This is a genomic window from Ensifer sp. R-19, from assembly GCF_049905105.1.
Taxonomy (GTDB): domain Bacteria; phylum Pseudomonadota; class Alphaproteobacteria; order Rhizobiales; family Rhizobiaceae; genus Ensifer.
Genome location: NZ_CP184570.1, coordinates 1,569,297 through 1,584,927, shown reverse-complemented (window position 1 = coordinate 1,584,927; position 15,631 = coordinate 1,569,297). Strand labels below are relative to the sequence as shown.

12 protein-coding genes are annotated in these 15,631 nt (G+C 63.0%); 8 read left to right on the top strand and 4 right to left on the bottom strand.

From position 1 onward, the window contains the following. Positions 1-349: 349 nt before the first annotated feature. Both ACN9MO_RS26515 and ACN9MO_RS26510 read left to right on the top strand, forming a co-directional pair. Positions 350-1,378 (top strand): four-carbon acid sugar kinase family protein, encoded by a 1,029-nt coding sequence (locus ACN9MO_RS26515; RefSeq protein ID WP_425987151.1) that lies wholly within the window; start codon positions 350-352, stop codon positions 1,376-1,378. Between the two features lie 3 nt (positions 1,379-1,381). Next, a complete protein-coding gene (locus tag ACN9MO_RS26510; RefSeq protein ID WP_057255325.1) occupies positions 1,382-2,083 on the top strand; it encodes a FadR/GntR family transcriptional regulator in 702 nt (233 codons plus the stop codon). 61 nt (positions 2,084-2,144) lie between these two features. Here ACN9MO_RS26510 and ACN9MO_RS26505 read toward each other — a convergent pair whose 3' ends face one another. The 3 genes from ACN9MO_RS26505 to ACN9MO_RS26495 are packed head-to-tail and all read right to left on the bottom strand — an operon-like array spanning position 2,145 to position 5,417. After that, a complete protein-coding gene (locus ACN9MO_RS26505) occupies positions 2,145-3,263 on the bottom strand; it encodes an iron-containing alcohol dehydrogenase (RefSeq protein ID WP_113132576.1) in 1,119 nt (372 codons plus the stop codon). Positions 3,264-3,267: 4 nt separating this feature from the next. Then, entirely contained in the window at positions 3,268-4,224 is a 957-nt protein-coding gene (pdxA, locus tag ACN9MO_RS26500; RefSeq protein WP_057255327.1) for a 4-hydroxythreonine-4-phosphate dehydrogenase PdxA, read from the bottom strand. Beyond that, complete coding sequence (locus ACN9MO_RS26495) at positions 4,221-5,417, bottom strand: sialidase family protein (protein WP_057255328.1); 1,197 nt, start codon at positions 5,415-5,417, stop codon at positions 4,221-4,223. Before ACN9MO_RS26495 ends, pdxA begins: the two co-directional genes overlap by 4 nt. 232 nt (positions 5,418-5,649) lie before the next feature. Here ACN9MO_RS26495 and ACN9MO_RS26490 point away from each other — a divergent pair, with 232 nt between their 5' ends. The 6 genes from ACN9MO_RS26490 to ACN9MO_RS26465 all read left to right on the top strand — a co-directional run bounded on the left by ACN9MO_RS26490 (position 5,650) and on the right by ACN9MO_RS26465 (position 12,505). Beyond that, complete coding sequence (locus ACN9MO_RS26490; protein ID WP_057255329.1) at positions 5,650-6,519, top strand: DMT family transporter; 870 nt, start codon at positions 5,650-5,652, stop codon at positions 6,517-6,519. Positions 6,520-6,575: 56 nt separating this feature from the next. Then, positions 6,576-8,045, top strand: coding sequence for an ABC transporter substrate-binding protein (locus ACN9MO_RS26485; protein WP_210334619.1), 1,470 nt, complete (start codon positions 6,576-6,578; stop codon positions 8,043-8,045). An 87-nt stretch (positions 8,046-8,132) separates the two neighbouring features. After that, positions 8,133-9,047 (top strand): ABC transporter permease, encoded by a 915-nt coding sequence (locus ACN9MO_RS26480; protein WP_057255547.1) that lies wholly within the window; start codon positions 8,133-8,135, stop codon positions 9,045-9,047. 10 nt (positions 9,048-9,057) lie between these two features. Continuing rightward, positions 9,058-9,981, top strand: a complete 924-nt coding sequence (locus ACN9MO_RS26475) for an ABC transporter permease (RefSeq protein WP_057255548.1) — start codon at positions 9,058-9,060, stop codon at positions 9,979-9,981. Continuing rightward, positions 9,974-11,593, top strand: coding sequence for an ABC transporter ATP-binding protein (locus tag ACN9MO_RS26470; protein ID WP_425987150.1), 1,620 nt, complete (start codon positions 9,974-9,976; stop codon positions 11,591-11,593). The genes ACN9MO_RS26475 and ACN9MO_RS26470 overlap by 8 nt, the downstream gene beginning before the upstream one ends. 27 nt (positions 11,594-11,620) lie before the next feature. After that, positions 11,621-12,505, top strand: coding sequence for a dihydrodipicolinate synthase family protein (locus ACN9MO_RS26465; protein WP_057255332.1), 885 nt, complete (start codon positions 11,621-11,623; stop codon positions 12,503-12,505). Positions 12,506-12,553: 48 nt separating this feature from the next. Here the strand turns inward: ACN9MO_RS26465 and ACN9MO_RS26460 are convergent, their stop codons facing one another. Continuing rightward, the gene (locus tag ACN9MO_RS26460) at positions 12,554-15,601 is read right to left on the bottom strand and encodes an AsmA family protein (RefSeq protein WP_425987149.1); all 3,048 of its coding nucleotides are present in this window, start codon (positions 15,599-15,601) and stop codon (positions 12,554-12,556) included. Between the last annotated feature and the right edge of the window lie 30 nt (positions 15,602-15,631).

Here is a 15,631-nt window from a genome sequence, read left to right as displayed (position 1 = left end):
GTCGCGGCCCGACGGTCGTCGCGCGACTTTGCAAGCGCCGATAACAGGAACCGCAAGCTTCCGGTTCCGCCGACCCTGGTCCCGATCCGTTATCCTATCTGAAATCTGCGTGCTAGGGGATCACAATCATCCACGAAGATCAGCCGGCGCCCGATGCGCTCTACTCTTTCAGTTCCCTGCTGGCCGTTGCTCATCGCGGGATGAAGCAGACCTGCAACGGGCACCATGTCGCATGACGACAGCCTGCGATCAGAATGGTCTAGAGTTGTAATATTAGAACAAAAAAAGTTTGACATTTCAATCGAAAGAATAGTTATAAAGATAACAACAAATCGTTTGGATCTATCAGATGCTCGCCATTGTCGCTGATGACCTGACCGGCGCACTGGATGCCGCGGCGCCGTTTGCTGCGAGGGGCTTCCATGTCGAAGTCGCATTGGCGATCGAAGCGATCGGCGATGCTCTGGGGGCAGGTCCGGACGTGCTCTCGATCAATCTCGGCTCGCGCGAACTGAGCGCCGAAAGTGCCAGGCAACGTGCCGCAGCCGCTCTCGGCGCGCTCCCTTCCAGTTGGCGGATCTTCAAGAAGATCGACTCTCGTCTGAAAGGCAACATTGCCGCCGAACTCGATGCGATGTTCTTCCATTCTGCCTTAGTGGCGCCGGCCATTCCTGCCTTTGGCCGGGTGGTGACATCCGGCCGCGTTCAAGGCTTTGGGGTGGATGCGCCCATTTCCGTTGCCGAGAGGCTCGGCCGGCATGCGGCAAGAGCCTTGATCCCGGATGCATCCACCGAGGCCGAAATGCGCGCTCTGCTCGAAGAGGCGGAGCGAAGCGGCACCGATCTGATGATCGGAGCGCGTGGCCTGGCCGAAGCGCTTGCCGAGCGGATGAGTGACGGAGAGGAAGCAAGCGCTGCCGAAATGTCGGGTGGCCCGGCCTTGTTCGTTATCGGGTCCCGCGACCCGATTACCCTTGCCCAGATCGACGCGCTTCGCAGTGTCCTTGCTCTTTCCTACCTGCCGGCGCCGAATGGGCGGCTTGTCGGGTCAAGCGACGCTGGCGGCGCGATCACCCTCGTTCAGGCGGTGCCGGGCGAAGGGGAGGTGACGCCGGAGGCGGTTTCCGAGGCGCTTGCTGAAAGCGTTTGTCAGGGCCTTGTCGAAGCGGCAGGAACGCTGCTTCTGTCCGGTGGCGCCACCGCAGAGGCGGTTCTGAAGAAAATGGGCGTTCAGCGCTTTCGCCTGCTTGGTGAGTGCCTGCCGGGCCTGGGCTTGGCTGAGGTCGATGGACGTTGCATCATCGCCAAGTCCGGCGGATTCGGCGTGCCGGACACGCTGAAGGAAATCGCGGAGGCTGTCCTCCGCAAGATGGGATGACGGATGGGACTGGAGAACGGAACAGCACGCAAGAGCCTCGGCGATCTCGTCTTTGAGCGCATGCACCGAGCGATCAAATCCGGCGCCTACAAGCCGGACGAGCGCTTGCCGACTGAGCACGATCTGGCAAGCGAGTTCGAGGTTTCCCGCCCGATCATTCGCGAAGCGCTGCGCCGGCTGCGCGAGCAGGGTTTCATCTATTCGCGGCGCGGCGCTGGCAGCTTCGTTCGCGCTGTCGGCATGCGTGAGCCGCTTGGCTTCGGGCAGTTGGAGAACGTCGCCGATCTTCTGAACTGCTACGAGTTCCGCCTGACGGTCGAGCCGGCTGCAGCTGCAGCTGCGGCCGAGCGGCACGACGCTGCCACCTTGGCCGCCATCCGTCAGGCACTGGAACTGATGCGGGACGCCACCAACCGGCAATCGCACCGGGAGGATGCGGACTTCCAGTTTCATCTCGCGATCGCGCGCGCCGCCCAGAACAGTTATTTCTTCACGGCGATGGAAGCGCTGAAGGACCATATCGCCGTCGGCATGCGGTTTCACGGTGCTTCGGTCAAGCGGGAGACCACCGGGCTGACGCGCGTCTTCGCGGAGCACGAGGCGATTGCCGAAGCCATTGCCGCGCGCGAAGCCGCAAAGGCGAGACAACTCATGCAAGACCACCTCGCCGGGTCCCGCGAGCGCCTGTTCCAGGCGACCAAATAGTGATCTCGAATGCGAAAACCCCGGCTGCTGCCGGGGTTTGATTTTTGCAGTGGCCGGTGGGTCAGAAGGCTGCCCTGTAGACGGCGAGCACGTCTTCGACGCTCATATCGACGGGATTGTTGTCCATCAGCCGGCGGTTGGCATGGGCCTCGCTGGCATAAAGCGGCAAGTCGTCGGCATTTGCGCCGTGGGCGGCAAGCGACATTTCGATGCCGAGATCGCGGCAGAAGCCGCATGCTGCATCCAGGAGTTCCCGGGGGGACAGATTTTCGCCAAGACCTAAGGCCTGGGCGACTTCCGCCGTCTTGCTCACGGCTACCGGCTGGTTGAAGGCGAGCACGTGCGGAAAGATGATGGCATTTGCCAGGCCATGGGGCAGGCGAAGCCTCGTGCCGAGCGGATAGGCGATGGCATGTCCGGCAGCGGTGTTGACCGGGCCAAGGCAGATGCCGCCGTAGTAGGAGGCAAGCATCATCCCTTCACGTGCCTCGGTATCGGCACCATCCCTGACTGCGCGCGCGAGATACTTGCCGACGAGCTTGAAGCCCATACGGGCAAAGCCGTCGATCATCGGATGGGCGCGCCGATTGGTGAAGGCTTCCACGCAATGGGCCATGGCGTCGACGCCGGTGGCCGCGGTTACCGCCGACGGCACCGAATAGGTGAGTTCCGGATCGAGAACGGCGAAGTCAGCGATCATGTGTGGGCTTTCGACCGCGATCTTGTTCCCCTTGGCGGGATCAGTGATCAGCGAGCGGATACCGGCCTCCGAGCCGGTGCCGGCGGTCGTGGCGACCTGGGCAAGGCGCGTTTTGCGGCCAAGAACCCGGTTTGGCCCGGCGACATCGGCAAGCGTCTGCTCCGAGTCCCAAAGCACGGCAACCAGCTTGGCGACGTCGAGTACCGATCCGCCGCCAAGGCCGACGATGACGTCCGGCTTGCTTTGACGCGCAGCGTCGAGCGCGGCGTTGAGCGTATCGACATCGGGTTCGCCCGGGATGGCGTCAAACACCGTGACGCGGCCCGAAAGCGTCAGGCGATCGACGAAGCCGGCGGTGATCGGCGTTGCGATGACGAGCACCGAACCGGCGTCGGCCGCCCAGGTGCCGACGTCTGCGATCGTGCCGGCGCCGACGGCGAGGCGACGCGGCTGGTGAAGGGTAAGGGGAGCGATGGTCATCGTGTCATCCTCGCTTGGCGTCACCCGCGACGAGCTTGCGGGCATAGGCGATGGCGGAATTCATGTTGCCGTGGTTGGCGATGCCCTGGCCGGCGATGTCGAAAGCGGTGCCGTGATCGACCGAGGTTCGGTCGATCGGCAGGTCAACCGACACGTTCACGGCGGTATCGAAGGCGACGAGTTTCACCGGGATGTGCCCCTGGTCGTGATACTGCGCGACCACGAGGTCGAAGGCGCCGGAATAGGCGCGGTGGAACACCGTGTCGGCGGAGATCGGGCCATAGGCATCGATCCCTTCTGCCCGCGCCGCCGTGACGGCCGGCGCGATCTGGTCGTCATCCTCGGTGCCGAAAAGGCCGTTCTCGCCGCAATGGGGATTGATGCCGGCGACTGCGATTTTGGGTGCCGCGTAGCCGATGCGTTTCAGATGGGCGTCGCCGGCGCGGATGGTGGCGAGAACCCGTTCGGTCGTCGAGCGCCGGATTGCTTCCTGCAGCGCCACATGGGTCGAAACGTGGATGACCTTGAGGCGCTCGGAGGCAAGCAGCATGTAGGCAGCCTTCGATCCCGTGAGGCTGCGCAACATGCCGGTGTGGCCGTCATAGTGATGACCGGCAAGGTTGAGGGCTTCCTTGTTGATCGGCGCCGTCACGATGCAGCCGATGACGCCGGCTTCGGCGTCGCGCACCGCCATTTCGATGAAGCGGAAGGCGGCGTCGCCGGCGACCGGGCTCAACTGTCCCCAGGGAAGCGGCGCGCCCTCGATCGGCAGATCCACGACATGTGCGGTGAGATCAATCTCGAGGCCAAGGGCCGCACGGGCCGCCTCGAGCGTGGCGAGATTGCCGTAGATCCGGATCGTGTCGCGCTCTTGCTGCGACATGTCGGCGAGGGCACGCACCGAAATCTCGGGGCCGACGCCGCACGGGTCGCCCATGGTTATGCCGATGATGTTGCTCATGAAGGTCTCCGTTGGTCGGCGTGGTCCCAGCCAGGGGCCAGGCGAACATATTTGATGGCGCGCCGGTGGTAGGTGTAGGCGAGATGCACGGCCCCGTCCGGTCCCTCAAGCAGCCAGGGATAGGACATCTCCTTGTTGCGGCCGTCGGTCGAGTCGTTGGAAAGGCACGTGCCGGGGCCGTCTTCGATCAGCAGCCGGACGGGAAAGGTCTTGCCGCCATCCTCGGAGAGGCAGAGGGCGACCGGCGCGCGCCGGACACCCCAGATTGGAACGCAGCCGCCCGTGGGGTCTGCGTCGGGGCGGCTGTCGTTCTCGCCGATTTCGTCGTAAAGCGAGGTGCGCCGCTCGGCGGTGTCGGCCGCGCTGACGGGATTGCAGATCATCGCGATCCGACCATCGGCAAGGCGCAGGGCGGCGATCGAGGAATTGTTGTTCGGGACGTCGCTTGCCTCGGGCGCGGACCAGGTTCGGCCCTCGTCGAGGCTCTCGGTCCTATAGACCCAGTCGGCCTGCCGCCGGCGGAAGAGGGCGGTAAGGCGGCCATCGCCGAGTGATACCGGCGACATGTGCACGCAGCCAATGGAACGCTCCAGTTCTTCGAGCTGCCATGTTTCCCCTTGGTCGAGCGAGATGCCGATGGCCGCGGTATCGTGGCTTCCGTTCCACTTCTGACCGGGGCGCTGAACGCAGCGGAAGATCGGCAGCATCCATGCGCCGTCGCCGCGGACCACGAGGGGCGCGCGGATGAAGCATCCACGCGGGAGGTCGAGATAGCGGCCCTCGGTCGTCGTCAGTGCCAGCGGGTCGGATGCATCGCGGCGGATCTCTGCCATCCGGATCCGGCACTCATCCTGATTGCCGGAGGGTTGGGACGTGTGGAAGAGCCACAGCCTGCCGTCGGGTGCGGTGAAGAGCACCGGGTTCTGCTCCGAATGCGCAGGGTCAAAGCTCAGGCGCTGTGGCGGACCCCATTGCGTAGCGTCCTTTGGCAGGACGGAAGCAAAGATCGAGATATCCGACTTGCCCTCGAGCGTACCGCCGAACCAGGCGCAGGCGAGCGCGCCATCTGAAAGCAGATGCAGAAAGGCAGCATGGTTCTGGATCATCGGCGAAGGCAAGAGCGCTTCCATGCGCCCGGGGGAGGCGGATTGAAGCAGGCCATTCATGCCGCGGGCGATTTCTTCAGGGTTCATGGGCTCCTCCTGTGTGCTTCGAAAATCGCTGAATTTTCAAAGTTGTCAAGTTTGATAAAGTTACAAATTGACCTGTGTTTGCTCGTTTATGTCATTAATATATTGAATTTACGTAATTATTTATTGTGAGAATTCTAGAATGAATTTTACATCGCAAATTAATTTGACAAACTTGAGTGAAAAGTGGATTGTCTGGACAAGCCGGCGAGAGGATGCCGGGGAGGAGGATCTCATGCCGGAAGCCAGCCCCCAGGGGGCCAAGATTGCTGTCACCTTCGCGGTCGGTGCCGCGATTCTGGCGGCAGTCGACGCGGTGATCGTGCGGGTGCTGAACGGTGCCGTGCATCCCTTCGTCATTGGCTTCTTCCGTGCCTTTTTCGGTGCGGTCATCCTTTTGCCCTTTGTTGTCCTGCGCCCATCCGTGCTCAAGTCGAGCCACCCCTTGCGTCAGCATGCGGTGCGTGCCGGCTTCAAGCTGCTCGCCATGGTCGCCTTCTTCGCCGCCTTCAGCTGGGGTCCGCTTGCCGACGTGACGGCCATCGCCTTCACCTCGCCGATCTTCCTGTTGCTCGGCGCCGCGCTGGCGCTGGGCGAAAAGCCCGGCGCGGCGATGATCGGTGCGGTGGCGCTTGGTTTCGTGGGTGCGATGCTGATCATTGGCCCCTCGGGCGCCGGCTTCAGCTTTGCCATCCTTCTTGGGCTTACGGGCGCGGTGCTCCAGTCGACCATTCAGTTGATCCTGAAGTCGATGTCGAAGGGCGACTCGACATCGACGCTTGTCGTCTGGAACCTCCTCTTGACCGTTCCGATCGCGCTTTTTTTCGCTCTACCGTTCTGGGTTATGCCGGGGGCGAGGGAGATGACGCTTCTGGCGCTGCAAGGCGTCGTCGGAACTGCCTGCATGGGGATGATGACTCACGCCTTTTCGCTCGCACCCGCCACGATCGTCGCGCCGGTCGATTTCCTGCGCCTGCCGCTCGTGGCGCTCGGCGGCTTCGCGCTGTTTGGGGAACACATTGCCCTCACCACCCTTTGCGGTGGCGGGCTCATCGGTTGTGCGGCGCTGATCGCTGCGCGATCCGGAAAAGCAACATCCGGCTGAACGAATTTCACCAGGGAGGAAATGCCGTGAAGAAACTGTTTGTCTTGAGTGCGCTCATGCTGAGCTCCGCTCTTTCGCCCGCCTTTGCCGGGTCCGGCCCGATCAAGATCGTGCTGGCCGAGGAAGCGGACCTGCTCGAGCCCTGCATGGCGACGCGTTCGAACATCGGTCGCGTCATCATGCAGAACGTCAGCGAAACACTGACCGAACTCGATGTTCGCGGCGACAAGGGCGTCATGCCGCGGCTTGCCGAAAAATGGGAACAGAATGAAGACGGCAGCTGGCGCTTTCACCTGCGTCAGGGCGTCAAGTTCTCGGATGGCACGACCTTCGACGCCAAGGATGTCAAGCACAGCTTTGACCGTATCATGAGCGACAAGAACACCTGCGAGTCGCGTCGCTATTTCGGCGGCATTACGGTGACCCCCACTGTGGTCGACGATTACACGATCGACTTCAGCGCCGATCCGGTCCAGCCGATCCTGCCGCTCTTGATGTCTCTCGTCACGATCGTGCCCGAAGAAACGCCGCTTGAGTTCATCCGCGAGCCGGTCGGTACCGGTCCCTACAAGCTCACCAACTGGACGCCGGGGCAGCAGATCGTGCTGACGAGCCGCGACGACTATTGGGGCACGAAACCCGAGGTCACGGAAGCCACATATCTGTTCCGCGCCGACCCATCGGTGCGCGCCGCCATGGTGCAGACCGGCGAGGCCGATCTCTCGCCGTCGATCTCGCAACTCGACGCCACCAATCCGGCCACGGACTTCTCCTACCTCGACAGTGAAACCGTCTACCTGCGCATCGATCACAACATCGAGCCATTGAACGACGTTCGCGTTCGCCGCGCGCTCAACATCGCCATCGACCGCCAGGCCTTCCTCGGCACCCTGGTTCCCGAAAGCGCACTGCTCGCGACCGCAATCGTGCCGCCGCCGACGCTTGGCTGGAACCCTGACGTAAAGGTCTTCCCCTATGACCCGGAAGGCGCGAAGAAGCTGCTCGAGGAAGCCAAGGCCGATGGCGTGAAGGTCGATACGCCTATCACCATCATCGCCCGTTCAGCAAACTTCCCGAACGTGACCGAGATCATGGAAGCCATTCAGGCACAGCTTCAGGAAGCGGGCTTCAAGGTCGAGCTGAAATTCGTCGAGGTTGCCGAGCACGAACAGTACTATTCGAAGCCCTTCAAGGAAGGCCGCGGTCCGCAGATCGTCGCTGCCATGCACGACAATTCCAAGGGCGATCCGTCATTCTCGATGTTCTTCAAGTATGCGACCGACGGTACGCAGTCCGGCTTTTCCGATCCGAAGGTTGACGACTTGATAAAGCGTGCATCGGCTGCCGTCGGCGAGGAACGTGCCAAGCTCTGGTCCGAACTGATCGCCTATGTGCATGACGATGTCGTCGCCGACGTCCTGCTCTTCCACATGGTCGGTTTCTCGCGCGTTTCCGAGCGGCTTGATTTCAAGCCGACGATGGCGACCAACGGGACGCTGCAACTCTCGGAGATCAAGATCAAGTAATCTGCCCTGGCGGACGATCGGTTCGCCAGTCACAACAGAAATCAAGGCGGTGGGATGATCCCGCCGCCGGATTCCTTCGAGGGCGCCATGCTGAAATTCGTTCGAAAACGCGCCGTGGCCAGTCTGATCTCGCTCGTCGGGCTGCTCGTCATGGTCTTCTTCCTGTCGCGGTTGACGGGTGATCCGGCCGCCTTGTTCCTGCCGGTCGAAGCCTCCGCGGAGATGAAGGCGCAGTTCCGCGAACTGCATGGCCTGAACGATCCCATGCTGATGCAATTCGCGCGTTACGTCGGCGACGTCGTGACCGGCGATTTTGGCGAATCCCTGCGCAAGGCCCGCCCCGCTCTGGAGGTCGTGCTCGAGGCCTTCACATGGACGCTCTGGCTTGCCGTCATCACCATGACGCTCGTCGCCGGTGCTGCGATCGTCGTCGGCTCGCTTGCCGCCTTCCGCGCCGGCGGTTTTTTCGACCGGCTATCTTCGCTGATCTCGCTGGTCGGCGCTTCCGTTCCCGATTTCTGGATCGCCATCGTCGCGATCGTCGTGTTTTCGGTAAACCTCGCCTGGCTGCCGACTTCGGGCACGGGGTCTCTGCTTCATTGGATCCTGCCGATCTCGGTTCTGTTCATCCGGCCTTTCGGCATCATCGTGCAGGTAGTGCGCGGCTCTATGATCGGGGCACTGTCCTCGGCCTATGTGAAGACGGCGCGCGCCAAGGGCGTCAAATCCGGGCCGATCATCTTTGTGCATGCACTGCGCAATGCCATGCTGCCGGTCATCACCGTCATCGGCGACCAGGCGGCGAGCCTTCTGAATGGCGCAGTGATCGTCGAGACCATCTTCGGATTTCCGGGGGTCGGCAAGTTGATGATCGATTCCATTTTGCAGCGCGATTTCAACGTCGTGCTTGCCGCCATCCTCGTCACGGCTCTGGCGATCTTCCTCATGAACCTGCTCATCGACCTCGCCTATGCGCTGCTCGATCCGCGAATTCGACACTGAGGAGGCGACCATGACCCTCCAGACTGCCGATACCGTCATTGCCGAAGAACCGCGCTTCGCGATGCGCATGTTCCGCATGCTGCTTGCCGACAAGTTCGCGCTATGCGCTGCGATCTTCCTGATTTTCGTGCTGATCCTGGCGATCGTGGGGCCGAGCTGGCTCGGCGATCTCGCGACCAAGCAGAACCTCAGAGGGCGCAACGCCGTGCCTTTCGACTGGGAGCGCGGATGGGTCTGGTGGATGGGGGCCGATGCTCTCGGGCGACCGTTGCTTGCCCGCATGATCGTTGCCACCCAGAACACGCTGATGGTGGCCGCAGGTGCCGTCGCGCTTTCGGCAACCGTCGGCACCTTCCTCGGCCTTGTCGCCGGCTTTGCCTCGCCGCGCGTCAATCAGGTCATCATGCGGCTCGCGGACGTCATCATGTCCTTCCCGTCGCTGCTGATCGCCGTCATCGTGCTCTATATTCTCGGCTCGTCGATCCTCAACCTGATGCTGGTGCTGGCGATCACGCGCATCCCGGTCTACTTGAGGACGACGCGCGCCGAAGTGCTGGAAATCCGCGAGCGCATGTTCGTGCAGGCGGCGCGCGTGATGGGCGCATCCAGCAAGCGCATCCTCTTCCGCCACATCCTGCCGGTGGTGCTGCCGACACTGACGACGCTTGCCACGCTGGATTTCGCCTATGTGATGCTGGCGGAAAGTGCGCTCTCATTCCTCGGTATCGGCATCCAGCCGCCGGAAATCACCTGGGGGCTGATGATCTCTCAGGGCCGCCAATACCTCACCAACGCTTGGTGGCTTTCCTTCTGGCCCGGGCTTGCGATCATCCTCACCACCATGTCGCTGAACCTCCTGTCGAACTGGCTGCGCATCGCGCTCGATCCGGTGCAGCGCTGGCGCCTCGAAATGAAAGGTCGCAAGAATGGCTGACCATCTCCTGGAAGTCCGCGACCTTTCGGTCGAGTTCCACACCGCAGTCGGCGTGGTGAAGGCGGTCCGCAACATTTCCTACCACCTCGACCGTGGCGAGACCCTAGCGATCCTCGGTGAGAGCGGGTCCGGAAAGTCGGTCTCCTCCTCGGCGATCATGAACCTGATCGACATGCCGCCGGGACGCATCAGCTCCGGAGAAATCCTGCTCGACGGTGCCGACCTGCTGACGATGCCGGCGCATGAAAGGCGCAAGGTCAACGGGCGTCGAATCGCCATGATCTTCCAAGATCCGCTGAGCCACCTCAATCCGGTCTATACGGTCGGCTGGCAGATCCGCGAGGCGCTCACCACCCACGGAACCGATGCTGCCAAGGCTGCGTCTGAGGCGTTGCGACTTCTGACGCGAGTCGGCATCCCCGACCCCGAGCGCTCACTGGACAAGTATCCGCACGAATTCTCGGGCGGCCAGCGTCAGCGCGTCATGATCGCCATGGCGCTAGCGCTCCGCCCGGACCTCCTGATTGCCGATGAGCCCACGACGGCGCTCGACGTCACGGTGCAGGCCGAGGTGCTCGCTTTGCTCGAGGAATTGCAGCAGGAGACCGGAATGGCGGTTCTCATCATCACCCATGATCTCGGTGTCGTCGCCGAGATCGCCGACCGCGTCGTCGTGATGGAGAAAGGCGTCCTGGTCGAGGCCGGCACGGTGAGCGAGGTTTACAAGAACCCGCAGCATCCCTATACGAAAAAGCTCATTGCCGCCGCCCCCGGCAAGGGCGAGATGCACGCACCTGCGGCTCGCGCCGAGCCTGTTCTCTCGGTCCGTGACGTGCGCAAGCGCTACGGCTCCTTCGAGGCGTTGAAGGGCTTGTCCTTCGATCTCATGCCCGGCGAGACCATGGCCGTCGTCGGCGAGAGCGGCTCGGGCAAGTCGACGCTGGCGCGTATCCTGCTGCGCCTCGACGAACCGGGTAGCGGTAGTGCCTTGTGGAAGGGCCGCGACCTATTCACCATGTCGCCCGCCGAACTCTATAAGCTGCGCCGCGACCTGCAGATGGTGTTCCAGGACCCTACGCAATCGCTCAATCCGCGCATGACGGTCTATCAGCTCATCTCCGAGGCCTGGGTCATCCATCCGGATATCCTGCCCAAGGCGAAATGGCGCGAGCGCGTGGCTGAACTTCTGGTGCAGGTCGGTCTCGGTCCGGAACACATGGGTCGCTACCCGCATCAGTTCTCCGGCGGCCAGCGCCAACGCATCGCAATCGCCCGCGCACTTGCGCTCGAGCCGCAGCTCATCATCTGCGACGAGGCGGTCTCGGCACTCGACGTCTCGGTTCAGGCCCAGGTGATCGCGTTGCTCGACAGGCTGCGCAAGGAAATGGGCATCGCCTTCATCTTCATCGCCCATGACCTGCCAGTCGTGCGCGACTTTGCCGACCACGTCATGGTCATGCAGAAAGGCAACATCGTCGAGCTCGGCACGGTGCGCGAGGTGTTTGATACGCCGCGGCAAGACTATACGCGCGCGCTACTCGCCGCAGGCCTCGACCCCGATCCCGACGTCCAGGCCGCTCATCGCGCCGCCCGTCTTCAGCGCGCGTCTTGAGACGCGCCCATTCAAAGGAATGCCCGCATGACCAAGCAAGCCTTCGTCGCCCTCGTGACCTGCTTCAACGAGGACGAGACCATCAACTACCAGGCCACGCGCGCCCAGGTCCGCCGCCAGGTGGCGGCGGGCAACAACATCATGTGCGCCGGTACCAATGGGGACTTCACCGCGCTGACCTTCGAGGAGAAGGTGCGCCTGACGGAAGAGGTGGTCGATGAGGTCGGCGGCCGGGTCAAGGTGATTGTCAATGCCGGCATGCCGGCGACCTTCGAGACGGTGAAGCTTGCCCGCGAATTCGACCGTATCGGCGTCGATGGGATCGCTGTCATCACACCGTTCTTCATCGCCTGTACGCAGGATGGCCTTGTCCGCCACTTCTCGACCGTTGCCGACGCCGTGAAGACACCCGTCTACCTCTACGACATCCCGGCCCGCACGCAGAACCACATCGAACCCGACACCGCGCGCACGCTTGCCGGCCACGGCAACATTGCCGGCATCAAGGATTCCGGCGGCGCAAAGGAGACGCTGGAGGCCTATCTGCAGGTTGCTAGGGAGGTCGAAAGTTTCGAGGTCTATTCCGGCCCAGACCACCTCGTGCTTTGGGCACTGCTGAACGGTGCGGCCGGCTGCATTTCGGGCCTCGGCAACGCCATGCCGCATGTGCTTGCCGGCATCCTGAAGGCGTTCAATGCAGGCGAGATCGGCGAAGCCGAAAAGCAGCAGGCGATCTTTACCGCTTTTCGCACCGACCTCTACGCGCTGGGTTTCGCCCCGGCCATGGTCAAGCGCGCGCTCTTCCTGCAGGACGCCTCCGTCGGCGCCAGCCGCCAGCCGGCCCTGCTTCCGAACGCAGAGCAGGACGACCAGATCGCGGAAATCCTCCGCAGATACGAACTTCTGGGGTGATGCCGCCAGTGCCGGCGACCACACGGCAGCCGGATCGGCGATGGAAGGCTATTCACGCGCCGGCTTCTGCAGAAGCTGGTTGAACAGTTTTCCCAGGGTGCCGCTTTCCTCCGCAGGCTGCTCCGTTTCAGCAGCCGGTTGCTGGTCGGGCTGCTGCCCCTCCGGTGCCGGTTGCTCGGTGGCAACGTCCGGCGTCACGGGTTGTTCTTCAGCCGGTGGAGCGGGTGGCGTCTCGCTGCCTTCTGTCGCCTTGCCACCGATGATCTCTTCGATGGAGAGTTGATCGCCTCCGTCTTTCGCTGGCTTGCCGATAGCGCCACCAATGATGTCGCGGATCGATCCGGCCTTTCCTTCGCCGGAGAGCAGCTCGTCGAGCTTCAGCTTCCCGGTCGGCAAGCCCAGCTTCTGCAGCGCCGAGAGTGCGGCGTCCGGGTTCTTCAGCAGGCCTGAGAGATCGGGATAGATGCGCGGGGCAGCAAAGGAACCCTCGATCATCACAGGCACGCCGATGCCTTCGGTCGCGATAGCGGCGCACTGGCCTTCGAGTGAGGCGACGACGCGTGGATCCAGGCGGAAGTTCAGCTGGTCGTTTGGAAGGTTTGCCTCACCGCTGCCGCTCATACGCACCAGCGGGCCGATGAGTTTGATATCTTCGGTGCGCGCGACGCCGTTTTCGATGGCAAAGGATGCCCCAAGCTCGGTGAAGCCGGTCGCCTTGTTTTCGTTCTGCTTGAAGCCCGACGACATCAGGCCGACAAGGTTGTTGTAGACATCGGCGACGTCGATGCCGCGGATGGCGCCGTCGAAAAAGCGGACATTCGCCGACCCCTGAAGCGCGCGCTTGAGCGCGCCGGCCGTAGCGCCTGCGCCGGTGATGTCGAACTGGGCTTGCAATGCGCCTTCGAGATACTTGAAATTTGCAAGGTCGATCAGCAGCGGGGCGGCCGAAGCGCCGGCGATCGAGGCCTTCAGGGCGATCGAAGCGTCCTCTCCCGTGCCGTCAGCTCTAAGGTTTGCGGCCATCCGCCCGCCATAGAACGGGCTTTCGGGAAGGTCGAGGCTGGCCACACCCTGGGAGATCACCAGGGTGGTTGCTACCGGTCCGGCAAAGACGCGGCCATAGCCGAGCTTCTCCGCGTCGACCTTGATGGATGCATCGATCGTTCGAAGCGACGACAGGTCCAGCGGCGCGTCGGGGGTGGGGCTGCCTGCTTTGCCCTTCGCTTGCGACGGTGCGGGGCGTGCACCGGCAAGCCGCGCGAGGTCGAGTTCGGCGAAATGGAGCGCGCTGGATATCTTGAGGGGCGTGCCCAGGTCTACGGAACCGTTGCCGGTTCCTTCGACCCCGTTGACGGACAAGGTGGCTTTTTGAAACGCAACGCCGGTGGGGCTTGCGTTGACATCGCCCTTGAAGGCGAATTGCTCGACGCTGTCGCCGCCGCCCTGGCCGAACCAGGCAAGAAGCGCGCGCAGATCCGTGGCCGCGAAGTTCACCTTGCCGGCATAGCTGCCCGCGAGCGCCGCCTTGCCGTCAAGGGAGAGTGTCGCTTCTGGCATGCGCAGATCGAGTGTCAGGGGCAGCTCACTCGAACCCGAGAGCAGTTCGCGGACCGGCAGTCGCAAATCGATATCGGCTGCTTTCCCGCGCCAGACCAGGTTGCCGGATAGGAGCACGGGCTTGGTAAGATCGTCGATCTGGACCGCCAGCTTCTTGATCGTCACTTCGCCCATCGATGGGTCGGTGACACCGGGTGCTACGAAGGTGGCGTCGCGCAGGCTCGCAGTGCCGCTCAGGTTGACGGTCTTTCGGAACGCATCTCCGCCGAGCCCGCGGAACGCAAACCCGGTATCCATCGCAAGCGTTCCCGACAGTGAAACCGATTGGCCGGCGAGGCTCGCGAGCTTGGAGATGTCGAGCCCTTTGCTTGCGACGCGTCCCTTGAACGTCGGCTCGCTCTTGCGGACGTCGGCGGTGATTTCGGCCGAAATGCCGCCGGCGTCTATGCCGAGATGTTCAAGCCGGGTCCTGAGCAGCCCATCCTTCAGCGTTGCCGTCAATGCCGCATCGGAGGCGGAAATATCGTTGACGGTAATGGCGCCCACAGTGACGCTGACATCGGCATCGAAGCCGGCGAGTGCCTGCAAGCCGGCCGAGGCCGACTGCCTTTCCGATTGCCCTGCCGGTTGTGACGACCCCGAGGCGCTGGTTCCGACAAACGCGCTGAAATCCAGCTGATCGGCACTGAGGTCGGCCAGGAACCGCGGCCGGTCACCGGGAATGAACAGCGCATCGAGGCTGAGCTCTTCGTCCCCCGCTAGCAGCTTGCCGCCGCGGATCTGGTAGCTGCCGTTGCTGTTGAGCGCCACCTGCCCGCTGGCCTTGAGCTCGGTCAGGCCCGGCGCAAGCAGGGGGTCGGCTTCCACCGAGAGGCTGAGGTCAGCGGGCTTGCGCTCAAGGAGAGGGCGAAGCGGGGAGACGGAGAGAGCGACCTGGTAGCGCCGGTCTTCAAGCCGAGCACCGGCCGAAAGCGAAAGCTCGCCGTCGATGTCAGGGGCCTGGAGTGTAAGGTCGAGATCGCTGACAACGTCAGCTGTCCCGGCGGCGTTCTCTTGTCTCAGCGTGCCCCCGGTGATCGAAATCGTATCGATGGCGCTTCGTTCGAGGAAGGCGACCAGGGCTGCGAGCGGGTCGTTCTGCTTGGCCTCGCCATTGCCGCCCCCGCCGTCTTCCACCGTCGATGCGTTCTCCGGTTTCTGCCGTATCACCACGACCGGCCGGGTGAGCCTGACCTCCTTGACGTGCAGGCGGTTCGACCACAGCGAGGAGAGCGTCACGGAGCCTGCGACTTCGCCAATCTCTGCCGTCACGCCATCGCTTTGCGCATCGAGCGAAACATCCTCGGCCACAACAGCCAGATGGGGGATGACGGAGAGCCGGACGGGACCCTTCAGCGCGATCGAACTGCCCGTCGCGCTCGAGAGCTGACGGCTGAGCTCGGCGCGCATCCAGTCGCTGGAAACAAAGCTCGGCAGGACAATGAGAGAGACGACTGCGAGAACCCCGAGCGCCAGCAGGCCGAGAAAGAAACGCCGCATGTGTCTCTCCGTTGCGATAGCAATTGATTC